Annotated in this window: 19 protein-coding genes; 10 read left to right on the top strand and 9 right to left on the bottom strand. The window is 70.8% G+C overall.

The window, feature by feature from the left end; all coding sequences use genetic code 11:
- Window positions 1-2: 2 nt before the first annotated feature.
- Window positions 3-6212, bottom strand: coding sequence for a DNRLRE domain-containing protein (locus tag DTB53_RS17065; protein WP_202549596.1), 6210 nt, complete (start codon window positions 6210-6212; stop codon window positions 3-5).
- 369 nt (window positions 6213-6581) lie between these two features.
- On the opposite strand from DTB53_RS17065, the gene DTB53_RS17060 reads away from it, so the two are divergent.
- Window positions 6582-7742, top strand: a complete 1161-nt coding sequence (locus DTB53_RS17060; protein ID WP_032773846.1) for a sensor histidine kinase — start codon at window positions 6582-6584, stop codon at window positions 7740-7742.
- A gap of 102 nt (window positions 7743-7844) precedes the next feature.
- On the opposite strand, the gene tuf is transcribed toward DTB53_RS17060, so the two are convergent.
- From tuf to DTB53_RS17030, 6 genes are all read right to left on the bottom strand, one after another.
- Window positions 7845-9038, bottom strand: a complete 1194-nt coding sequence (gene tuf, locus DTB53_RS17055; RefSeq protein ID WP_003966968.1) for an elongation factor Tu — start codon at window positions 9036-9038, stop codon at window positions 7845-7847.
- A 157-nt stretch (window positions 9039-9195) separates the two neighbouring features.
- Complete coding sequence (gene fusA / locus DTB53_RS17050; protein WP_012379465.1) at window positions 9196-11325, bottom strand: elongation factor G; 2130 nt, start codon at window positions 11323-11325, stop codon at window positions 9196-9198.
- A 38-nt stretch (window positions 11326-11363) separates the two neighbouring features.
- Complete coding sequence (gene rpsG / locus DTB53_RS17045) at window positions 11364-11834, bottom strand: 30S ribosomal protein S7 (protein WP_003966970.1); 471 nt, start codon at window positions 11832-11834, stop codon at window positions 11364-11366.
- A 2-nt stretch (window positions 11835-11836) separates the two neighbouring features.
- Window positions 11837-12208 (bottom strand): 30S ribosomal protein S12, encoded by a 372-nt coding sequence (gene rpsL / locus DTB53_RS17040; protein ID WP_003948652.1) that lies wholly within the window; start codon window positions 12206-12208, stop codon window positions 11837-11839.
- 311 nt (window positions 12209-12519) lie between these two features.
- The gene (locus DTB53_RS17035; protein ID WP_042496383.1) at window positions 12520-13260 is read right to left on the bottom strand and encodes a hypothetical protein; all 741 of its coding nucleotides are present in this window, start codon (window positions 13258-13260) and stop codon (window positions 12520-12522) included.
- A gap of 179 nt (window positions 13261-13439) precedes the next feature.
- A complete protein-coding gene (locus tag DTB53_RS17030) occupies window positions 13440-13895 on the bottom strand; it encodes a helix-turn-helix domain-containing protein (RefSeq protein WP_012379467.1) in 456 nt (151 codons plus the stop codon).
- A 196-nt stretch (window positions 13896-14091) separates the two neighbouring features.
- Between DTB53_RS17030 and DTB53_RS17025 the strand changes: the two genes are divergently transcribed.
- The gene (locus DTB53_RS17025; protein WP_012379468.1) at window positions 14092-14916 is read left to right on the top strand and encodes a hypothetical protein; all 825 of its coding nucleotides are present in this window, start codon (window positions 14092-14094) and stop codon (window positions 14914-14916) included.
- Window positions 14913-15116 (top strand): MerR family transcriptional regulator, encoded by a 204-nt coding sequence (locus tag DTB53_RS17020; protein ID WP_012379469.1) that lies wholly within the window; start codon window positions 14913-14915, stop codon window positions 15114-15116. The genes DTB53_RS17025 and DTB53_RS17020 overlap by 4 nt, the downstream gene beginning before the upstream one ends.
- 63 nt (window positions 15117-15179) lie before the next feature.
- On the opposite strand, the gene DTB53_RS17015 is transcribed toward DTB53_RS17020, so the two are convergent.
- The gene (locus DTB53_RS17015; RefSeq protein WP_012379470.1) at window positions 15180-15485 is read right to left on the bottom strand and encodes a hypothetical protein; all 306 of its coding nucleotides are present in this window, start codon (window positions 15483-15485) and stop codon (window positions 15180-15182) included.
- Between the two features lie 303 nt (window positions 15486-15788).
- Between DTB53_RS17015 and DTB53_RS17010 the strand changes: the two genes are divergently transcribed.
- From DTB53_RS17010 to DTB53_RS16995, 4 genes are all read left to right on the top strand, one after another.
- Window positions 15789-16199 (top strand): phage tail termination protein, encoded by a 411-nt coding sequence (locus tag DTB53_RS17010; RefSeq protein WP_003966977.1) that lies wholly within the window; start codon window positions 15789-15791, stop codon window positions 16197-16199.
- Window positions 16200-16326: 127 nt separating this feature from the next.
- On the top strand, window positions 16327-16932 hold the full coding sequence (locus DTB53_RS17005) for a phage tail tube protein (protein WP_003966978.1): 606 nt from the start codon (window positions 16327-16329) through the stop codon (window positions 16930-16932).
- A gap of 78 nt (window positions 16933-17010) precedes the next feature.
- Window positions 17011-17301 (top strand): hypothetical protein, encoded by a 291-nt coding sequence (locus tag DTB53_RS17000; protein ID WP_003966979.1) that lies wholly within the window; start codon window positions 17011-17013, stop codon window positions 17299-17301.
- A 65-nt stretch (window positions 17302-17366) separates the two neighbouring features.
- Window positions 17367-17690, top strand: coding sequence for a hypothetical protein (locus DTB53_RS16995; protein ID WP_012379472.1), 324 nt, complete (start codon window positions 17367-17369; stop codon window positions 17688-17690).
- Between the two features lie 92 nt (window positions 17691-17782).
- Here DTB53_RS16995 and DTB53_RS16990 read toward each other — a convergent pair whose 3' ends face one another.
- On the bottom strand, window positions 17783-18196 hold the full coding sequence (locus DTB53_RS16990; protein ID WP_012379473.1) for a hypothetical protein: 414 nt from the start codon (window positions 18194-18196) through the stop codon (window positions 17783-17785).
- Between the two features lie 35 nt (window positions 18197-18231).
- Here DTB53_RS16990 and DTB53_RS16985 point away from each other — a divergent pair, with 35 nt between their 5' ends.
- The 3 genes from DTB53_RS16985 to DTB53_RS16975 are packed head-to-tail and all read left to right on the top strand — an operon-like array spanning window position 18232 to window position 21452.
- Window positions 18232-18918 carry a hypothetical protein gene (locus DTB53_RS16985; protein WP_012379474.1) on the top strand — a complete coding sequence of 229 codons (687 nt, stop codon included), beginning with the start codon at window positions 18232-18234 and terminating at the stop codon, window positions 18916-18918.
- A gap of 54 nt (window positions 18919-18972) precedes the next feature.
- Complete coding sequence (locus tag DTB53_RS16980) at window positions 18973-20172, top strand: hypothetical protein (RefSeq protein WP_012379475.1); 1200 nt, start codon at window positions 18973-18975, stop codon at window positions 20170-20172.
- Window positions 20169-21452 (top strand): phage tail tape measure protein, encoded by a 1284-nt coding sequence (locus DTB53_RS16975; RefSeq protein ID WP_012379476.1) that lies wholly within the window; start codon window positions 20169-20171, stop codon window positions 21450-21452. Before DTB53_RS16980 ends, DTB53_RS16975 begins: the two co-directional genes overlap by 4 nt.
- Window position 21453: the final 1 nt, after the last annotated feature.

Genomic DNA, 21453 nt, shown 5'->3' with positions numbered 1-21453 from the left:
TCCTATCCCCTGCACCGACCGCGCGCGAAGCGCCACAGTCCGATCCCCGCACCCATGGTGGTGGTGCCGCTGACGTATTTCGACGTTCCGCCGTAGGACCCCGCCAGGGCCCCGCCGCCGGCCCACTTCGCCGCGCAGCTCGCCGCGCCACGGTAGCGCGGACTGACGTAGCGGGTGAACGACCTCTTGCGAGGAGCGGCACGCCGGACGTTGCGCACCGTGCGGGCGGCGCGGACCACCCGGTAGGCCCGGTAGGCGCGTACGCCCCAGGCCACCGCCCCGACCCCGGGGATGAAGCCGGCGGCGGTGAGCGCGATGTCCCACTTGTGCTTCTTGACGAAGCGCTTGGTCTTGCGCCAGGCCTTCTTCCAGCTCCACTTCCCGTCCAGGTCGAAGCGGTTGAGCGGGTCCGCGTGGGCGTATTCGTAGGCGTTCAGGTTGCCCCCGTACACCGGGTCCACCGACAGGAACCGTCCGGTGGCCGGGTTGTAGAGGCGCGCGCCCATGAGCGTGAGGCCGGTCAGCGTCTCCGTGGAGCGCCGCTTGGCGCCGAGCCAGGTGTAGCGGGTGGCCTCCTGGCCCTCGCGGGGGTTGCCGTACTCGTCGCTGTCCAGGGCGACGGGAGCCCGGCTCGCGTCCAGCGGGAGCTGGAGGGCCACGTCGCCGTGGACGGTGGAGAGCTGGAGCACCGTGTCGCCGGTTCTGGACGTGGTGGCGGCGAGGTCGCCGGAAGCGGCCTCGACATGGCGGCTCAGGGCCCCGGTTCCGGTGTCCTCCACGATCCAGCGCGGGTTGTCGCCGTCGCTGTCGTAGTGGTTGAGCTTGGCGCCGGTGCGGGTCCAGGCGGAGCCGGAGCCCGACTCCACCGTCCAGGAGCGGAAGCGCAGTTGGGCGTCGAGCTGCCAGGTCTGGCGCCGGCCGTCGGCCGTCTGCCGGTGGACGAGGTCGTTGGCGTAGTACTCGACGGTGCTGCCCGGCAGGGCGGTGGTACGGCCGAAGGCGTCGTAGGTGTGGCCGGATCCGATGAGCCGGTCGGCGCTGTCGTAGGCGGAGGTGGTGGAGGTGGCTCCCGTGGAGGTGCAGGCGGCCCCGGGGGCGGCGGCCGCGGTGGACAGGGCGGTGCGGTTGGTCCGCTGGTCGAAGGTGTAGGTGCGGCGGGTGCAGACCTCGCCGGCCGTGTCGTCGACGCCGGTCAGCCGGCCCACCCGGTCATAGCGGTAGCTCTGGCTCGACCAGCCCTGGTGTCCGGTGACCTGCCCGTGCACGGACTCGCTGACCCGGTCGCTGAGGACGGTGATGCCGTCGCTGTCGCGCGTGTAGACGCGCGAGGCGGTGGAGCCGGTGCTGTCCTCGGTGACGTTCAGCGTGTAGCCGCCGGGCAGCTTCTCGGTGGCGACGGATCCGTCGGCGTCGTAGGTGGCCGAGAAGGCCCCGGCGACGGAGTCCGTGGTCCGGGTGGCCAGGCCGCGCGGTTCGGCCGCGTGGTCGTAGGCGTACGTCACGGTGGACGGGACCGAGTCGCTGACCTTGACCCGGCGGTCGAGCTTGTCGTACTCGGTCCTCGTGACACCGCCGTCGGCGTCGGTGTAGGAGATCGTGCGGCCGAGCTTGTCGTACGCCGTGGTGATCGTCCCGCCGGTGGTCGAGGAGACCTTGGTGACCTCTCCGGTGGCGTCGTCGTACTCGGTGGTGGTCTCCGGGACCTGCTGCCCGAGGCCGCCCGTGGTCTTCGAGTGGACCGGGCGGCCCGCTCCGTCGTACGTCGTCGTGGTCGTCCGGTACACCCCGCCGACCTCGTCGGTGACGGTGGCCGGGTTGCCCCAGCGGTCGTACTCCGTGGTGGTGTTCACCAGCTTGGCGGGCTGTCCGCCGCCGCCGGTGATGTCCCCCGCCGGCCCGGTCCAGCACACCTGGTCCGCCCACTCGGGGCGGCCCTTGCACCAGCCGGTGCCGGTGGCCGACCAGTACTCGGTGATCCGGGTGGCGGCGTCGCCGCCGGTTCCGCCGGGCAGCACCTGGGAGGTGACCCGGCCCTGGCCGTCGTATCCGGTCGTCGTGGTCAGGCCGAGCCCGCCGGCGTCCTTGGTGGTGAGGGTGGGCAGCCCCTTCGCCCAGTCGTACTGGACGGACTCGACCCGCTTCTCCCCCATGACGGAGTCGTAGTCACGGACCTTGGCGCCGGTGACGGTCAGGGTGGCCTGGTCCCTGACGGCCGCCGTGCCGTCGGTCGGGCGGCCCTCGTCGTACTCCTTCACCGTCCAGGACCGGGCCGGCACGGAGGTCCCGGAGGCGACGAGGACGGTGCCGCCCTCCCGGAGGTCCTCGGTCAGGTCCACCCGGCGGATCGGCCCGAACTCCTCCAGCTCGCGCACCCCGCGCTCGTCGTGGACGGAGGTGGTGGAGAGCAGGTGCGCCCGCTCGGCCGGCGCGCGTCCGATGATGCCGAGGTCGGTGAGCACGGCGCGGTCGTCGGCCGTGGCGCCGAGCGCGAGCGTCCGGTTGCCCGCGGTCAGCTCGCGGACCGTGTTGCCGAAACGGTCGTACTCGGTGGTGGAGAGGTGCCCGCCGGGCGTCGCGGAGTTGACCGTACGGCCCGATGCGTTGAGGTAGCTCAGCGTGGCGCGGCGGTATGCGCCCGCGGCCAGGTCGGCGCCGTCGTGCGAGGCGGGGACCGCGTCGGCCGGGAGGACGGCGGTGGCGTCCGTGGGGTGGTCGAGCTGCCCCCAGGCGGCCACGGAACCCGCGCCCATGGCGTACGGGGCCTTGGCTCCGGTGAGCGGGACTCCGTAGACGATGCTCGTGACGGCGTCGCCCTCGACCGTGTCGGCGGTGCCCTGCTTGAGGGCCTGGCGCGAGGACGTGAGCAGCATGCCGTCGCCGGGCGCCGTGCCGGCCCCCGCGTTGCCGTAGGTGAAGGTGTACGGGAGCCGGCTCTGCTGCTGGAGCCAGGTGACGCGGCCCTCGTGGTAGGCGTACTGCGTCTGCGAGGCCTGGCTCAGCCGGGGGTCCCACTGCTGGCGCAGACTGCCGTTCGCGTCGTAGCGGTAGGTGGCCACCGCGGTCGCCGTGGCGGCGGACGCGCCGGGGCCGGTGGTCCAGGCGCGGATCTCGCGGACCTGACCGGCGAAGTCGCCGAACTGGTCGTTGTTCGCCGTGCCGGTGGCGGTCGTGGTGGTCGCGTAGACGAACTCCAGGACCTTGCAGCCCTTGGTGGCCGGCGACGTCTCGCACGCGGCCGTGGTGGCGGCCGAGGTCGGCGCGATGATCCGCTTGGGGCGGGCCAGCTTCTTCCCGCCGACGGTGACGGTCTCGGAGATCACCTTGGTGGTGGAGTTGGCGAGGCCGTCGAAGAGGGTGGTGCTGACCTGCCAGGTGGTCGCCGCGGCGTCGGCCTTGGCGAAGGTGGTGACCGTCCCCTCGGTGTCGGAGAGCGTGAACGTGCCGCTCACCGCGCCCTTGAGGGTCAGGTCCTCCGAGCCGGGCTCGGGCACCCAGCCGTTCTTCGCCGCGTTCGCGGTGAAGTGGATCGCGTCGCCCTCCTCCAGCACCACGTCGACCGCGGTGTCGGAGACCCGCCGGAGGTGGCTGTAGTCGGACTCGGTGGCCTCGGCGGCGGTGCCGGAGACCCACTCCTGGCCGAAGATCGCGGCCTGGCCCTCCTGAGCGGCTCCCCGGTTCGGGGTGCGGGACGCGGCCGTGCGCGACACCGACAGGTCGAAGAGGGACACGTCGGTCTCGGAGAGCGTGTGGTTGCCGGTGAGCAGGTTGACCGAGCCGGGGCCCACGTCGGTGGTGGCCGCGCCGTCCGCGTTGCGGTCGACGACCGCGGTCAGCGGGGCGGTGCTGCTGGCGGCGGAGTTCGGGCCGGTGAAGTCGGCCTTGAGCTGGACGGTGCCGTCCGGGTCGACCGTGCTGGTGGCGTTCCAGACCAGCGGGGCGTTCCGGCCGTTCGTCAGCGGGACGGGCCAGGCGGAGAGCGCGGTGGAGCCGGAGGTGACGTCCCCGGCGGGGATCCGCACCCAGGGGTCGGCCTCGGAGCGGCGCCAGGAGAAGGAGACGGCGTTGTACTTGCCGGCCTCGGCCTCGGCGACCAGCGGCAGCCGGCGCGCGGTCCGCTCGCCCTCCGAGGGCTGGACGAAGCCGCCCGAGCCGGCGTGGAAGAGGTACTCCACCGCCTCGGACTTGTTGTCGGCCTTGTCGACGGACCGTACCTGGAGGGTGTGGCTGCCGTTCTTCGGCGGGGTGACGGTGATCGCCTTGTTCCCGGCGGCCCCGCCGGTGCTGACCTTGGTCCAGGTCACCCCGTCCAGGGTCCATTCCAGCCAGTAGTGGTCGCTTCCGGCGGGCGGCGTCACCGTGAAGACGCCCGGCTGCCCCTCCCCCTTGACCCACTGGCCCACGGGGTAGTCCGTCGAGGCGATCCGCGTCGGGGCGGACGGGGCCTTCGTGTCGACCGTGAAGGTCTTCCACGCCGACCAGCCGGTGTTGTAGTGCGTGCCGTCATAGGGGCTCGTACGGAACTTGTACGTCTTGCCCTCGGCGAGCAGCCCCGCCGGCACGGTCACCGAAGCGGGCTGCCCGGACGCCGTGTACTTCGACACGATCGGGTTGCCGACCTGGGTGTTCGTGGCGTTGTCGAAGATCTGGAAGGTGCCGTTGACCTGGTCGCCGTCCGCGTCCACGAAGGTGTCGCGCAGCGTGGGCGTCAGCGTGTTGACCAGGTACTGGCCGCCGTAGGAGAAGAACGGCGGACCGGCTTCCTGCTTGGTGCCCGTGCGCGGACGGAAGTTGTACGTCACCGACAGCTTCGGCGGGTTCTTCGCGGCGTTGGCGGAGTTCACCCGCTTCCACTGGGCGACCGTCGTCTCGCTCTTGGCCCGGATGCCCAGGTGGCCACGGGTGGCCTTGGCCCCGGCCCACTCCTGGGCCAGCGTGGTCACGTTCGCGTTGATCCAGCCGTCGGGCTGGGACGCGCAGGCGGCGTTGCCGCGGGTCTCGGTGGACTCCGCCTTCATGGCGGTCATCGTCGGCCGGTTCGTCCACCGGCTGGCCGTCGTCGCGGCCGGCGAGGACCAGACCTGCCACGGCTGCGCGGCGCAGGTGGTGTTGGCCGAGTGGAAGTTCCACAGGCTCAGCTTCGCGCTGGACACCAGGGCGTCGGCGATGGGCGCGGTGTTCCAGGTGATGAAGGACTGGGCGGTGCGGGGGGTGCCGTTCGCGTTCGTCGTCCCGGGGTTGCCGAAGTCGAGCTCGACGTCGGTGGACCAGTCGCGGGTCTCGCCCTGCTGGACGTAGGTGTCGAAGACGTTGGACAGCGAGGAGGTCGAGGGGTCGACCGTGACCGGGTAGCGCGTCTCCGGGTCGGCGAGGAACGCGGCGTCGGGGGTGACGACGAGGTCGACGGCGCCCTTCCTCTCCACCACCTTCATCGCCACCGGCACCCGGCGCGTGTGCTCGCCCGACACCTTGTCGACGGTGGAGTCCCACATCACCGGGGCGGGCATCACGGCCCGCTTCTTGTTCTTCCCGTCGGTGAACAGCACGCTGCCGTCGGGCTGCTCCTTCGCCGTCAGGCCCTCGGCCTTGAGCGGGAGGGTGTACGTGTAGTCCTCGGCCGGGCGCTTTTTGATCTCGACGTACTGCTCGAAGCCGGTACGGGTCGCCTCGACGATCACGTCGGCTCCCGGCAGCGCGTCGGGGTAGGTGGCCCTCGTCCCGTCCAGTTCGGGGGCGGGCAGACCGCCCTGCCACTGGAGGGTGATCCGCTCGTCGCCCTCGCCGAGGGTGACCAGGTCCCGGGCGGGTGCCCGGTCGGCCTCGGTCAGGGAGCGCGGCAGCCTGCCGCCCCCGCCCGCGAGGCTCAGCCCGTTCGGGTGGGCCTTGGCCTCGACGCCGTCGGCGGTCTCCCGGAGTTCGACGTCGATGTCGGTCCAGGAGCCGTTCTCCTCGAAGCGGACCGGTCCCGACGACAGCTCGGTGGTGAGCGACCCGTCCTTGTTCACCCAGGTCGTGGAGGTCTCGGTGCGCTCGGACAGCGCCTCGACGCGTTTGCCCGACAGCTTCGCGGCGGTCTTCGCGGACAGGATGTCCGCGGCCTCGGCGGGCCCGGCGGAAGCCGCCTTCTCCGCGGCCGGGGTCTGCGGCGCCTGCCGGGTGACGGCTACGGCCTGACCGCTGTCCGTCAGCACCGCCATCTCGACCGCGAGCATCATGGCCGCGCCGAGGGCGATCCGCGGCAGGAGCCGTCTTCGCCGTTGCAGGGCCACCGATGAGCCCTCCCAGGTTCGGGCGGGGGGTATGTGTTCCGGCACGTCGGCGCCTCTCTGTCGTGGTGGGCACGGAGCAGAGGCGATCCAAGCAAGGGGGCCGGCGCGGAGAAAGTGAAGTCTTCACGAACCGCCCACATTTCACCGGCCCGTCCGCGCACGCACGCGCCCGCGGGGGACGGCCCGGGAGGGGCAGGGCCCGCCGTCCTCCGGCTGCGGGAGAATCGACCGGGTTCGACCACGACGCGGAAAGACCGGGGGGATGGAATGCGGGGTACAGCACGCTCTGGAACAGGCGCGCCGCAGGGATTCGGGGTGGCCATCGGGGCGCTGGCCGTGCTGGTGGTCGGGTCGCTCACGCTCGTCGCCCTGGAGGTGGCGTCCTCACCGCTCGGCAGGCGTACGGTGGTCGCCGGCCTGACCGTGCTGGTGCTGATGCCCGCGGTCATGCTGGGCCAGTACGCCCCGCCGCCGTACCGGCTGCCCCAACGCCGACGCTGGTGGCTGCTGCTCGTCCAGGCCGTGCTGACCTACCTGCCGCTGCTGCTCTTCAACTACCGGTGGCTGAGCCTGCTGGGCTTCCTCGCCGGGGCCGTCCTGCTGACCCTGCCGCCGAACGCCTCCGTGCCCATCGCCCTGGCGGTCGGCGCCAGCGGTCCCGTGCTCTCCACCACCGACCTGATCACCACCGACCGCAGCCCGCTCTCCCTCCTGCTCAGTACGGCGATCACCGCGAGCACCGTCTTCGCCGTCGCCCACCTGGCACTCCTCGCGGCCCGGCTGGGCGCCAACAGGGAGCACACCGCGCACCTGGCGGAGCAGCGGGAACGGGCCCGCATGCAGCAGGACCTGCACGATCTGGTGGGCTCGTCGCTGACGGCGATCGTGCTCCAGGGCGAGGTGGCGCTGCGCGGCGGCGGTACACCGGACTCCCCGTCGCCCGCGCCCGAGCGGGCGCGCGGCGCGCTGACCGAGATCATCGCCCTGGCCCGGCGGCTCCACGACGATGTGCGGTCGATCAGCCGGCCGGACGGCGACCTCTCCCTCTCCGACGAACTCGCCCACGCCCAACGGGTCCTCGCCGCCTCCGGGGTGGAGGTACGGACCGTGCTGCCGCCGTGGGCCGAGCCCGATCCGGCGGTCGTCGGCTGTCTGCGCTTCGTGCTGCGCGAGGCGGTGGGCAATGTGCTCCAGCACAGCCGGGCCACCTCGTGCGAGATCGCCCTGCGGGCGGACGGCGGGCAGATCCGGCTCACCGTCCGCAACGACGGGGCCGCCGAGGGGCGGGCCCCGGCCGACGGCGCCCCCGGGCGGCACGGGACGGGGCTCGCGGGGCTGGCCGGCCGGGTCATCGCCCTGGGCGGCACGTTCACCACGACGTCCGAGGACGGGACGTTCGTCCTGACGGCGGCCGTGCCGGCCGCACCGGCCGGGGACAGCACGTCGCCCACGGCGGGCCGGGCCCCGGCCCCGTGACACCGGCGGCTCCGCACACGGCGAAGGGCCCCGCACCTCTTGCGAGGTGCGGGGCCCTTCTTGCGACTCAGTGAGCCACCAGGTCCAAGGACCAAGCAGAAACTACTTGATGATCTTGGTGACCTGGCCGGCGCCCACGGTCCGGCCACCCTCACGGATGGCGAACTTCAGGCCCTCTTCCATGGCGACCGGCTGGATCAGCGCGACGTCCATGAGGGTGTTGTCACCCGGCATGACCATCTCGGTGCCCTCGGGAAGGGTCACAACGCCCGTCACGTCCGTGGTACGGAAGTAGAACTGCGGGCGGTAGTTGTTGAAGAACGGGGTGTGACGGCCACCCTCGTCCTTCGACAGGATGTAGGACTGCGCCTGGAACTCGGTGTGCGGCGTGACCGAGCCGGGCTTGATGATGACCTGGCCGCGCTCGACGTCCTCGCGCTTGATGCCACGGAGGAGCAGACCGACGTTCTCACCGGCCTGGCCCTCGTCGAGCAGCTTGCGGAACATCTCGATGCCGGTGACCGTGGTGGTGGTCTTCTCGGTCTTGATACCGACGATGTCGACGGTCTCGTTGACCTTCAGGACACCACGCTCGATGCGGCCGGTGACGACCGTACCGCGACCGGTGATCGTGAAGACGTCCTCGATCGGCATGAGGAACGGCTTCTCGACGTCACGCTCGGGCTGCGGGATGGCCTCGTCGACAGCCTTCATCAGGTTGAGGACGGACTCGCCCCACTCCTTGTCGCCCTCGAGCGCCTTGAGCGCCGAGACCTTGACGACCGGAACGTCGTCGCCCGGGAACTCGTACTCGGAGAGCAGCTCACGGACCTCGAGCTCGACGAGCTCCAGGATCTCCTCGTCGTCCACCATGTCGGCCTTGTTCAGCGCGACGACGATGTAGGGGACGCCGACCTGGCGGGCCAGGAGGACGTGCTCCTTCGTCTGCGGCATCGGGCCGTCGGTGGCCGCGACCACGAGGATGGCGCCGTCCATCTGCGCGGCACCCGTGATCATGTTCTTGATGTAGTCCGCGTGACCGGGGCAGTCGACGTGCGCGTAGTGACGCGACTCCGTCTGGTACTCGACGTGCGCGATGGAGATGGTGATACCGCGCTGGCGCTCTTCGGGAGCCTTGTCGATCTGGTCAAAGGCCGAGGCCTCGTTCAGGTCCGGGTACGCGTCGTGCAGCACCTTGGTAATGGCGGCCGTGAGGGTCGTCTTACCGTGGTCGATGTGACCGATGGTGCCGATGTTGACGTGGGGCTTAGTCCGCTCGAACTTTGCCTTCGCCACTGGGGTCCTCCTGAGTGGTTCTGTACGCCTTGCTTCATCGGCGCCAGGTGATCTTTGCTGGGGTGCCGGCGCCGGGGGCATACGGCACAGTGCTCGCGCGCTGTGCCGCATGCCCGCCAGGCTCCGGTGACAAGCCTAAAGCGTGAGCTCGGGAGAGTTACTCGCCCTTGGCCTTCGCGATGATCTCCTCGGCGACGTTCCGCGGAACCTCGGCGTAGGAGTCGAACTGCATCGAGTAGCTTGCGCGACCCGAGGTCTTGCTGCGGAGGTCTCCGACGTAGCCGAACATCTCCGAGAGGGGCACGAGGCCCTTCACGACGCGAGCGCCGCTGCGCTCCTCCATGGCCTGGATCTGGCCACGGCGGGAGTTGAGGTCGCCGATGACATCGCCCATGTAGTCCTCGGGCGTGGTGACCTCGACGGCCATCATCGGCTCAAGGAGCACGGGAGAGGCCTTGCGGGCACCCTCCTTGAACGCCTGCGAACCGGCGATCTTGAAGGCGAGCTCCGAGGAGTCGACCTCGTGGTAACCACCGTCGAGAAGGGTGACGCGGACGCCGACCATCTCGTAACCAGCCAGGATGCCGAACTGCATGGCTTCCTGGGCGCCCGCGTCCACCGAGGGAATGTACTCACGGGGGATGCGGCCACCGGTGACCTTGTTGACGAACTCGTAGGAGGCGTCGCCACCCTCGATGGGCTCGAGGGCGATCTGCACCTTCGCGAACTGGCCGGTACCACCAGTCTGCTTCTTGTGCGTGTAGTCGATGCGCTCGACGGCCTTGCGGATCGTCTCGCGGTACGCGACCTGGGGCTTGCCGACGTTCGCCTCGACGCGGAACTCGCGCTTCATGCGGTCGACGAGCACCTCGAGGTGAAGCTCGCCCATACCACCGATGATGGTCTGGCCGGTCTCCTCGTCGGAGTGCACCTGGAAGGAGGGGTCCTCCTCCGAGAGACGCTGGATGGCGACACCCAGCTTCTCCTGGTCACCCTTGGACTTGGGCTCGATGGCGACCTGGATGACCGGCGCCGGGAAGTCCATGGACTCCAGGATCACCGGGTTCTTGTCGTCGCACAGCGTCTCACCGGTGGTGGTCTGCTTGAGACCCATGACGGCGATGATGTCGCCGGCGCCCACCGATGCGATCTCCTCACGCTTGTTCGCGTGCATGCGGTAGATCTTGCCGATGCGCTCCTTCTTGCCCTTGACGGAGTTCAGCACCGCGGTGCCGGCCTCCAGGCGACCGGAGTAGATCCGGACGAAGGTGAGCTTGCCCAGGTGCGGGTCGCTCGCGATCTTGAACGCCAGGCCGGAGAACGGCTCGTCGTCCGAGGGCTTGCGGGCGATGACCTTCTCCGGGTCCTTCACGTCGTGGCCCTCGATGGCCTCGACGTCCAGGGGGGAAGGCAGGTAGCGCACGACCGCGTCGAGCAGGGGCTGGACGCCCTTGTTCTTGAACGCGGTGCCACAGAACACCGGGGTGACGGTGACGGAGTCGGCACTGCCCTTCGACGCCAGGGTGATGCGACGGATCGCGTCGTGCAGCTGCTCCTGGGTGGGCTCGTTGCCCTCCAGGTACAGCTCCATCATGGCGTCGTCGTTCTCGGCGACGGCCTCAAGGAGCTTCCCGCGCCACTCGGCGGCGGACTCCTGGAGGTTCTCCGGGATGTCGACGACGTTGTACATCTCGCCCTTGGCGGCCTCTTCGGGGTACACGAAGGCCTTCATCGACACGAGGTCGACGACGCCGGTGAAGTCCGCTTCGGCGCCGATGGGGAGCTGCATGACGATCGGGGTGGCGCCGAGGCGGTCCACGATCATGTCGACGCAACGGAAGAAGTCGGCACCGGTGCGGTCGAGCTTGTTGACGAAGCAGATACGCGGAACGCCGTAGCGGTCCGCCTGACGCCAGACGGTCTCGGACTGCGGCTCGACGCCGGCCACACCGTCGAACACGGTGACGGCGCCGTCGAGGACGCGGAGCGAACGCTCCACCTCGACGGTGAAGTCGACGTGACCCGGGGTGTCGATGATGTTGATGGTGTGGTCAACATCGTTGAGCGGCCAGTGGCAGGTCGTCGCGGCGGACGTGATCGTGATGCCGCGCTCCTGCTCCTGCTCCATCCAGTCCATCGTGGCAGCGCCGTCGTGGACTTCACCGATCTTGTAGCTCACACCGGTGTAGAAGAGGATCCGCTCAGTGGTGGTCGTCTTCCCCGCGTCGATGTGGGCCATGATCCCAATGTTGCGGACCTTGGCCAGGTCAAGCGAAGTGGTGGCCATGAGGCTCAATCTTCTCTCGGTCTCGATGGGGGTAGCGACTACCAGCGGTAGTGCGCGAAGGCCTTGTTGGACTCGGCCATCTTGTGGGTGTCCTCACGCTTCTTGACCGAAGCGCCGAGGCCGTTGGAGGCGTCGAGCAGTTCGTTCATGAGGCGCTCGGTCATGGTCTTCTCGCGGCGGGCGCGGGAGTAGCCGACGAGCCAGCGCAGAGCGAGGGTGGAGGCGCGACCGGGCTTGACCTCGATCGGCACCTGGTAGGTGGCGCCACCGACACGGCGGGACTTGACCTCGAGCGAGGGCTTGACGTTCTCAAGCGCGCGCTTCAGCGTGATGACCGGGTCGTTGCCGGTCTTCTCGCGGAGGCCTTCCATGGCGCCGTAGACGATCCGCTCGGCGGTGGAACGCTTGCCGTCGAGGAGGATCTTGTTGATCAGCGAGGTGACAAGAGGAGAGCTGTAGACCGGGTCGATGATGACCGGGCGCTTCGGGGCGGGGCCCTTACGAGGCATTCTTACTTCTCCTTCTTGGCGCCGTAGCGGCTGCGGGCCTGCTTGCGGTTCTTGACACCCTGGGTGTCGAGCGAGCCGCGGATGATCTTGTAACGAACACCCGGCAGGTCCTTCACACGGCCACCACGCACGAGCACGATGGAGTGCTCCTGCAGGTTGTGTCCCTCACCCGGGATGTAGGCCGTGACCTCGATGCCGGAGGTCAGACGCACACGCGCGACCTTACGGAGCGCCGAGTTCGGCTTCTTCGGGGTGGTCGTGAACACACGCGTGCAGACACCGCGACGCTGGGGCGAACCCTCGAGCGCGGGCGTCTTGTTCTTCTCGACCTTGTCCTGCCGGCCCTTCCGGACCAGCTGCTGGATCGTAGGCACTACTTCTCCGGTTTCTGTGTGCCGTTCGTGAAACTAACCTGGAACATCGCCGACCCACGCGGTCGGGTGTGTCGAATACTGCGGACTCCCGCCCCGAAGGCAGGAAGGGCGCAGATTGCGGTGGCTACTGACGGACTCGCGATGCGGTTGAGGACACGCACCCGAGCCCAGGCACACCCCAGGCACAAGGCTTGAGCGTACCTACCTCACGGAGCTGGGTCAAAACAAATGCTGTCCGCCGCGACACGCCGGGACCGCCCCGGCCACGGGCCCCCGGACGGGACGGCCGGCGGCCGGGGCCGCGCGCCCCTTCAGCGGGCTCCGTCGTCCGGGGCGACGGAGCCCTCGTCCCCGCCCTCTCCCTCGGCCGGCGGCCGGCCCGGCAGACGCAGCCGCGACGCCGGGAGGGTGGGAATCGTCGGGACCCGGGAGTTGCGGCTCTTGGGCACGAGCGCGGGCTCGGGGCCGGCGCCGGTGCGCGGCGGCCGGGACGCCCGGGGCGCGGAGCCGGATCGCCGGTCGGGCCGGGGCCGGTCGACGGCCTGGGGCCGGCCCGCCGCCCGGGGGCGGTCCGCCTCGGGCCGGTCGCGGTGGAGTTCCCCGCCGTCGCCCCGGCCGGGGTCCGGCACTCCGTCGCCGGGGCGCTCATCGTCGGCGGGGAGGCCAGCCCCGCGTCCGGCGGCACGGGGTTCGCCGTCGCGGCCCTCCGGCCGGAAGGGGATGACGGCCGCCCGGCCCGGCGTGCGCCCCACCAGGCGTAAGGTGCGCAGACTCGCGGCCCTCGCGGCCTCGACGGCGGGCTCGTAGTGGTCGGCGGCGTCGCGCCAGCCGTGGGAGTAGGCGCGCAGCTCCCGCCGCTCCAGCTCCGCCCGGAGCAGGACGACGACCTCGTGCGGCTCACGGGCGTCGAGGAGCCTGCCGAGTTCGGCGAGGAGGGCTCCGTACGTCTCCGGCCCGGGGTCCCCGGCCGGTGCGGCGCCGGGCGTCCCGGGCTCCGGCGGCGGGGCCGGGTCCCTGGCCGCGGACCGGGCGCGGTCCTCCCGGTCGGCCATGTGCCCCTCCTTGCCGCCCGCGCGAGACGCTCCGGACCGGGCGGGGCACTGAAACGCGTGCACGGCGCTCGCTCCGCCCGGCACGTAACCGGCGGGGTACGTCCGTGCTCACTGTTCTTGGACCTGCAGGGGCGGGGGGACAGGCCACGACATCCTACGGGCCGGGAGCGGGACGGGCGTCAGTCGGAGGCGCGCGGCGCCCGGCTCCCGGCGGCGACGGCGGCGGCGGCCGTCCCGTCGGGGAGGAACTGGCCCGCGACCCGGACGAACATCTCGCGCTGGTCCGCCGGCACGCCCAGGGCCACGGCGGCCTCTTCCAGGGTGAGCGGGCGTCCTCCGGCCACGGCCGGCCCCGCCGGGGCGGACGGCAGCGGCAGGTCCTCCTCGGTCAGGCGCCCGGAGCGGATGAGCATGTCGCGCACCGGGACCTGGAGCACCTGGGCGAGACGCCGGGTGGTCTCCAGGTCGGGCATGCTCTGCCGTTGGAGAAGGCGGGTGATGGCGGCCCGGTGGACCCCGGCCTCGTCGGCGAGGCGGGACTTGCCGCCGCCGCGTGGACTGTCGATGTCGAAGCCGCGCCGACGGATCAGTTCCTCGATCCAGGTCGCGAAGCTGTCGAGTTCGCCCGTGGTCATGGGGCACTCGCCTCCCTCCGAAGCGATGTCCACACTATCGCGCTTGCGCGCAAGGAATTACCCCACACACCTCTACCGTTTGGGCAAAATCTGTGGAGATAAAGGACCGGGAGCCCTCGATTTCCCCTTGCGTGCGAGCACGCAACGTGTCAGTGTGCGGACCCGCAACATCTCTGCGCGGGGAGAAGGGATCGCCATGACCACATCGAACACCTCCACATCGACCACGCCGATCACACCGCAGCCCTCCGGAAGGCGCACCACGGCACCGGATCCCGGACGCGGCAACGGCAGGAGCGACAGCACGGCAGCGGACGCCCTGCTCTGGATCGAGCTGCTGCTGCGCCAGTTCCCCGAGCTCCTCGTCGAGCTCGCCCCCTCCTACCGCTCCCCGTCCGCCCTCCGGGCCACCCCCGCCGGCTCCGGTCCGGCCCCGGCGGGCCCGACCCGGGCCGAGCGCGAGGAGGCCCTGCGGGCCGAGCAGGCGCACGGGCTCACCCCGTCCGGCTCCCGCACCTCCCCCGTGCGGCTCCACATCTCCGACGCCGTACGCGACATCACGGATGGCGTGATCGAGCTGGACGAGGCCGTGCACGACCGGCTCCGGATGCCGCGTCCCCGCCGTGAGCAGGTGTCCGGCCGGCTGCTGCGCGTCGCGGGGCTGCTCGACCGGGCCGCCGCCGACGACGTCCTCCTCGAACACATCAGGGACGAGGCCCGGCGGATGGCCCGCCGCTGCACCCGGGCCCTGGGCGGCGCCGAACCGGTGGTGCGGGTGGGCGGCCGCTGCCCCTGGTGCGACTCGGTCTCGCTGCGGGCCTTCCCGGCCCGCCGGGCGGTGCTCTGCGTCAACCCGGCCTGCCGCTGCACGGACCCGGCCTGCGACTGCCGTACGGATCCGGCGCACCGGCACGCGTGGAGCGAGGGCGCCTGGGCGCGGCTCGCGGCCGAGTCCGGCGGCGATCTCGCGGAGCTCACCGGCGCGACGGCGGACACCGCGCGGCGGGAGGGCGGGCGATGACGGCCGCGGCCCTGGTGACCGGGGCCCTGGCCGCGCACGAGGCGGGGGTGACCCCGGCGACGATCCGCAAGTGGGTCCAGCTGGGCCACCTCAGCCCCGCCGGCCGGCAGGGCCGGGCGCACGTGTTCCGCCTGGAGGACGTCTTCGCGGCGGAACGGGCGGCCCGCCGGAGGGCCCCGGGGGCCCGGCGCCGGCCGTGAGACACGTGAACGGACAGGAGGGGGCGGCCCGAACGGGCCGCCCCCTCCTGTCCGTTCCCCCGGCTACTTCTCTGGAGCGGCGGCCATGCGGAAGACCTGGGCCCCGCCGTCCGCTCCCCCGGACGCCAGCGCGATCGCCTCGCCCCAGCCGCTGCGGAACCCCCGCGTCTCCGCCTCGACCGCGATTCTCGCTCCGACCTTGCCGACGACGGCGGTGAGCGTGCGGGCGACCTCCGCCGTGTACGTACCCGACTCCCCCGACTCCGCAGCCACCTCGACCGCGGCGGCCACGACATCGGCCAGCCGCTCCTGGGCACCGATCACCGGCTCGCTCCCGTCCACCCGCTCCCCCGTTCCCTCGCTCCGCACGCTCGTCAGGGCGTCTCCTCCACCAGAACCGCCAACTCTCGAAAGCCTGTTCGATAACCGCAGACTAACGCACCGGGCACGGGAGTGCGGGAGGTCAGAACAGGCCCCGCCCGCGCGTCGGACGACGGGAGCGGCGCGAAAACGGAAGCAGTGAAGTTGCGCATCCGCGCCAACAGGTTGCGCGCTCGCACGATCTCGGTCACAATAAGTGCAGCGGCGGAGCTGCGCCCACCCTCCGGGCGCGGCTCCGCCGTCCGCGTATCCGCACCTCACCCACCCGCGAACAGGAGTGATCGCCCTGTCATGACTTCACCTCCGAGCACCTTCCCCGACGTGGAGGCCATCGTCGTGGAGCTCCTCTCCGACCGCGCCGATCTGGCGGACGCGGTGGTGGACGAGACTCCGCCACCCGGCTTCGACGGGACGCAGAAGGCGGTGATCGTCTCCCGGCGCGGTGGCGCCTGGGTCGACGACCTCCACCTCGACCAGCCGCTCATCGAGCTGGAGGCCTACGGACCGGACAAGGCGACGGCTCACCGCCTGGCCAACTCCGCCCGGGCCGAACTGCTCGCCGCGGTGGGTCGGCGGTACGGAACGAACATCGTGATCAGCGATGTCGTCGAGGCCGACGGTCCGCGCTGGCTGCCCGAGTACCTGCATCCCGCGGCCAACCGCTACCTCTGCGTCCTGCGCGTCTCCCTGCGCATCGGCTGACGCCGACCGCGCCCCACAGACCAGGCCCTGCCGTCCGGCGGGGCCTTTGCCGTACCCGTGACGGCACGCACCACCAGTCACCCGCCCAGCCACCCATTCAGGGACCAACCACCTCAAGGAGTCATCCATGGCAGGCAACAACGCCTCCGAGATCCGCGTGGCCGGAACCGGCCGCATCCTCGTCGCCGAGATCGGCGCTCCCCTTCCGGAGGCCTTCTCCGACAACCCGGCGGCCGACTGGGGGTCGGCCTGGACCGACCTCGGCTACACCTCCACGGAGGGCGTGACCTTCGCGAAGAAGGACAAGCTCGACCCGGTCGAGACGTGGCAGTCCATCAGCCCGGCCCGGTTCGTCTACGCGGACCGCGACCTGACGCTGAAGTTCGCGATGCTCCAGTTCAACGAGGACACGCTGCCGTTCTTCCTCGGCGGCAAGTCCTCGGACATCCGCAAGGACTCCGCCGCGAGCGTCTTCCAGTTCGACGTCCCGGACGGGCCGACCTTCGACGAGCGGGCCCTCGGGCTGGAGTTCACGGACGGCACGGAGGTCACGTACCGCTTCGTCATCCCGCGCGGCCAGGTGACCGCCACCGACGACATCAAGCTCGCCCGGAAGGCCGCCGCGCAGCTCGGCGTCACCTTCACCGCCCTGTCGCCGGGCGACGGCTCGGCGCTGGCCACCTTCGTCATGAAGGACGCGGCCTACACGGTCCCGACGGTCCCGGCGCCGTAACACCCCTCCGGCGGGGCCGGTTCGCGCCGGCCCCGCCCTGTGGCCCCCTTCCCCCGAACCCGAAACGGAGAATCCCGCATGGCAACCTTCGACGTGAACGCGGCGCGGGCCCAGCGCCTGGAGGCGCTCGGCCGCACCTGGTCCTTCGAGCTGGACGACGACACCTTCGAACTGCCCACCGAGCTGACCCGCGCCACCGCCGCCGCGCTGCGCTCGCTGGACGACAACGACGTGGACGGGCTGCTGCGACTCCTCCTCGGCGAGGAGCAGTTCGGCCGCTTCGAGCAGCACGAGATCACCATGCAGGACATCGCCGCGCTCCTGGAGGCGTACGGCAAGGAGACCGGGCTCGGCCTGGGGGAAGGCTGAGCCTCGACGCGTTCGTCAGCGAACACGCCGAGGCCCTCGAAGCCGACCTGCTGCGGCACTACGGCGTGGACCTGCTGGACTGGCACCGCGGCCGGCTGACCTCACGCCGGCTCGCGGTGCTGGTCAAGCACATGCCGCGGGACAGCGCCGTCGCCCAGGAGCTCCACGGCGAGGCGTCGGAGTGGAGCGTCTGCGACTATCTGCTCGCCGCGGCCGTGGACCATCTCGCCGCCGCCAACTGGATGTTCGCCTCGGTCAACACCGATGAGGACGCCGAGCCGCCCGCGCCTCCGGTGCCGGTGCCGAGGCCGGGAGAGACGCCGGCCGAAGCCGCGGCCGACGAGCCGGGGGCTCCCAGCAGGGGAGACCTCCTGCGCTTCTTCTCCTGACACCGGGACACCGGGGCTCTCCGGGCGCCGGGCACCGGACGCCGGTCACCGCCACCCGGGCACCGGCCCGAGAACGCCGCGTCGGTGAGCCGTCAGAAGAACCCGTTGACGCTCACGATCACCGCACCGCCGGCGAGAACCCCCGAGAGCGCCGGCAGCCACATGCGGCATTTCGGATAGGCGTGGGGCGGATAGAGGAACACCGGGTATCCCGGGTCGTAATCCACCTCGACTTTCTCGCCGACCTCGAAGGTTCGATCTCCGAATTTATTCGCCCTGGCGCCCATCCACTTCGAGTCACCTACACCCGAAGAACCGTCCTTGCCTATCAACTGAAATCGATAGGCGCGTTCGGTTTCGAGCTGGATGACGGAAAGGATTTCCACCGTCACGGTTCGGCTCCTGCGGTACTCGCGGTACGCGCTCAGGCCGATCGCACCGCCCCACACGATGGCCCCCACGCCGATAAGTGAGCCGACCAGTACGGGAATTGAGTAGGCAGACATGGCGGGATGCTACCAGTCGGCCATCAGGAGGAGCAATGGCAGAGAAGACGAATGCACAACTGACCGAAGAGGTGGCGGAGCTCAGGACGAATCTGGGCAAGAAGGCCGACCTGTCTGCAATTTCCGGTCTGGTCACGCCCAAGGACATCAAAGCGACGGCACTGGTCACCGACAAGGAGGTACTGGCCACTCAGGCCTGGGTCAAGGAAGAGACCAAGAGCAGCATCTGGACGGCGGTAAAACAGCCGGAAGTCGTCGGATTCGTCACGGCTCTGGCCATCGCGAAACTGGAGATCACTCCTTTCATCAACATCGACCCGGCCATGGAGGCCTGGCTGAAGAAAAGGAATCTCGAACGCAACAGATTCGGCCTGATCTGGAAGGTCAAAGCCTCCGAGCTGGAGAGACGGCTCCGCGTGGTGGAGAGCGCCGAGGCGCGACTCGTGCGCATGGAGAAGGGCCTCGGAACGCTTCAGAAACTGGCGTACGAGGCCCAGACGAAGCTGGCCGGGACGAACGGCCGGATCACCCGGGAGATCAGCGCCTCCAACCGCCGCATCGGCGTGCTGGAGACGACCGTGCGCCGTCTCGACTCCCGGTCCACCGCCGTGCAGCAGCAGGCCCGGGGCGCCGCGAACCCGGGCCCGTCCGTCGGCGGCACGGCGAGCCAGCTCGCCCAGCTCGAAGCACGCGTCAACCGGCTCACCGCGGCCCTGTCCTGACAGCCACCGCGCCGATCCGCCGCGCAAGACGACAGACCCACGGGAGTCCACAGCATGAACCTGACCCAGGCCCTGGGAAGATCATCCACTGCCTTCAAGGGATTCCAGTCCCAGGCGGACGCCGCGGGCAGGGCGACCCGGGCGATGGCGACCGGAGCCACCGCCGCCGAATCCGGCCTCAAGAGGATCCGCGCCTCCGCCCAGACCTCCGCCCGCGAGCTCACCTCCATCCAGCGCGCCGCCGACAAGGCCGACCGGTCCCTCGCCAAGGCCGGCGCCACCGGGCAGAAGGGCGGCACGCAGATCGGCACGTTCAAGTCCGGCGCCGACAAGGCGTCCCAGGGCATGAACGGCCTCAACAAGTCGATGCGGGGCAACATCGTCGGGCAGTTGCTCTCCCTGCTCGCCCCGCTCATCGAGAAGGTCGTCGACATGGCGGCCCGCTCCAAGACCATGCAGAAGGTGCTGAAGGTCGCCTTCGACGCGATCAAGAAGGTCATCAGCGCGGTCATGAAGGCCGTCGGGCCGATCATGACCAAGGCCGGCGCCCTGATGAAATCCGTCTGGAACGGCATCAAGAAGGCCGTCACGGTGGTCATCAAGGCCGTCGCCGGCGTCATCACGTCCAACTTCAACGCCTGGCGCAAGATCATCACGACGGTGATGAACGCCATCCGGGGCGTGATCTCCAGTGTCTGGAACGGGATCAGGAAGGTCATCACCCCGGTCGTCAACTGGATCCGGAACACCGTCCCGGCGGCATTCAGCCGGGTCAAGGAACGGCTCTCCAGCATCTGGGGCGGCCTCCAGTCCATCGCGAGCCGGGCCTTCGGCCGGATCACGGGAGCGGTGAAGGGCCCCATCAACGCGGTGATCCGTCTGATCAACTCGGCGATCGGCAGCCTCAACCGCATCAAGGTCTCCATCCCCGGCTGGGTCCCCGGCGTCGGCGGCAAGAGCTTCGGCATCAGCCTGCCGAGGATCCCGCAGCTCGCGGCGGGCGGCATCGTGCAGCCGCGCAACGGAGGGGTGCATGCCATCGTCGCCGAGGCCGGTGAGGCCGAGGCCGTCCTGCCGCTCTCCAAGCTGGACCGGCTGTTGCGCCACACCGCGCGCCGTTCGCGGGCGGACTCCGTCAACTCCACGGCCGGAGCGGTCGCCGGCTTCCAGATCGAGAACTACTACGAGGCGTCCTCCGCCGACCTCCAGGAGACCGCCACCGCCCTGCTGTTCCTCTCCAAGGCGCGCGGATGAGCGCCGCGGCGATCAGGGCCGGCGCCGATCCCCTCGCGGGCGTGGCCGGTGCGCTCTCCGTCTTCCGCGCGCGGCTGGGTGCGGCGGGCACGTCGCTCAGCGCCGCGCTGCGCGACGTGGGCCGGGCCGGCGCCGCCGCCGGCGGGATCAGGGCCGGTGCCGCCGCCGCCGTACCGGCGGCACGGCAGGTGAAGTCCGGGGCGGACGCGGCGGGAAAGTCGCTGGCCGGCACCGGCCGCACCGCCGGCGTCGCGGCGACCCGGCTCCGGGCCGGCGGCGGCAGGGTCCGCCCCGCCGCCGCCTCGCTCGGCTCCCTCTCCGCCGGCTCCGCCGCCTTCGGCGGGGTCGCCGGCACCCTGGGCAAGGGGGTCGGCACGGTCTCCGGGCTGATGGGGTTCCTCGGGGGCGCCCTCACCGTCGGCGCGGGCGCGATGACGGCCGTCAATGTCGCGATGCGGGCCAACCCCTTCGGGTTCGTCCTCGGTCTGATCGTGCCGCTCGCGGGCTTCCTCATCGAGTACGCGCTCAGCTCCCAGACCGGGCAGAAGATCATGCAGCAGGTCTTCGACCAGGTGCTGGCGGTCTTCCGGACGATCGGCACGTTCCTCGGGCCGGTCGTCCAGGCGTACGCCACCGTGGTCTCGGCGCAGTTCACGGCCGTACGGACGATCGTCACGGCGGTCGTCAGGGGCGTCGGCACGTCCCTGACCCGCGGCTTCAACGGCGCCCGCACCGCCGTCTCCTCGGCGACCCGCGCGGTCACCGGGCTGATCAGCCGGACCTGGAACGGCTTCAGGGGCGCGATCCAGCCCACCCTGGACTGGATCACCCGGCGCATCCCGGAGATGTTCACCCGGGTGAGGAACGCGACCTCCGGCGCGCTGGGCGCCATCGGTGACTTCCTGTCCACCGGCATGCAGGGCGTCATGGCCGCCGTCACCGGGCCGGTCAAGGCCCTGATCGCGTTCGCCAACTGGGTCGTCGACGGCCTCAACGGGCTGAGCTTCTCCCTCTTCGGCAAGAAGTTCGGCGTCGACCTGCCCAAGATCCCGCAGCTCGCCGAGGGGGGCGTGGTCGAGCCGGGCGGGGGGTCCTCGCCCGTCCGGCCGCTGTCGGCACTGGACCGGCTGCGCCCCGCCGAGGAGACCCGTGCGGCCGGGCGCCGCTCCGGCCCGCCCGCCGCGGAGCGGGCCCGGCTGCACACCTATCACGCGGCCGGGCGGGGCGGACCCCTCGCCATCGCCTCCGACCTGCTGTTCCTGCACCGAGCGGCGGCATGAG

It is taken from the genome of Streptomyces griseus (assembly GCF_900460065.1).
In the GTDB taxonomy this organism is placed as follows: Bacteria; Actinomycetota; Actinomycetes; order Streptomycetales; family Streptomycetaceae; genus Streptomyces; species Streptomyces griseus.
Note: the sequence above shows the minus strand (reverse complement) of the source record. Positions and strands in the feature narration are given on the sequence as shown.

Coding starts and splice junctions, on each gene's coding strand:
- DTB53_RS17065 (WP_202549596.1), bottom strand. CDS start 6,212: ATGATGCTCGCGGTCGAGATGGCGGTGCTGACGGACAGCGGTCAGGCC.
- fusA (WP_012379465.1), bottom strand. CDS start 11,325: ATGGCCACCACTTCGCTTGACCTGGCCAAGGTCCGCAACATTGGGATC.
- rpsG (WP_003966970.1), bottom strand. CDS start 11,834: ATGCCTCGTAAGGGCCCCGCCCCGAAGCGCCCGGTCATCATCGACCCG.
- DTB53_RS17035 (WP_042496383.1), bottom strand. CDS start 13,260: ATGGCCGACCGGGAGGACCGCGCCCGGTCCGCGGCCAGGGACCCGGCC.
- DTB53_RS17030 (WP_012379467.1), bottom strand. CDS start 13,895: ATGACCACGGGCGAACTCGACAGCTTCGCGACCTGGATCGAGGAACTG.
- DTB53_RS17025 (WP_012379468.1), top strand. CDS start 14,092: ATGACCACATCGAACACCTCCACATCGACCACGCCGATCACACCGCAG.
- DTB53_RS17020 (WP_012379469.1), top strand. CDS start 14,913: ATGACGGCCGCGGCCCTGGTGACCGGGGCCCTGGCCGCGCACGAGGCG.
- DTB53_RS17010 (WP_003966977.1), top strand. CDS start 15,789: ATGACTTCACCTCCGAGCACCTTCCCCGACGTGGAGGCCATCGTCGTG.
- DTB53_RS17005 (WP_003966978.1), top strand. CDS start 16,327: ATGGCAGGCAACAACGCCTCCGAGATCCGCGTGGCCGGAACCGGCCGC.
- DTB53_RS17000 (WP_003966979.1), top strand. CDS start 17,011: ATGGCAACCTTCGACGTGAACGCGGCGCGGGCCCAGCGCCTGGAGGCG.
- DTB53_RS16990 (WP_012379473.1), bottom strand. CDS start 18,196: ATGTCTGCCTACTCAATTCCCGTACTGGTCGGCTCACTTATCGGCGTG.
- DTB53_RS16985 (WP_012379474.1), top strand. CDS start 18,232: ATGGCAGAGAAGACGAATGCACAACTGACCGAAGAGGTGGCGGAGCTC.
- DTB53_RS16980 (WP_012379475.1), top strand. CDS start 18,973: ATGAACCTGACCCAGGCCCTGGGAAGATCATCCACTGCCTTCAAGGGA.
- DTB53_RS16975 (WP_012379476.1), top strand. CDS start 20,169: ATGAGCGCCGCGGCGATCAGGGCCGGCGCCGATCCCCTCGCGGGCGTG.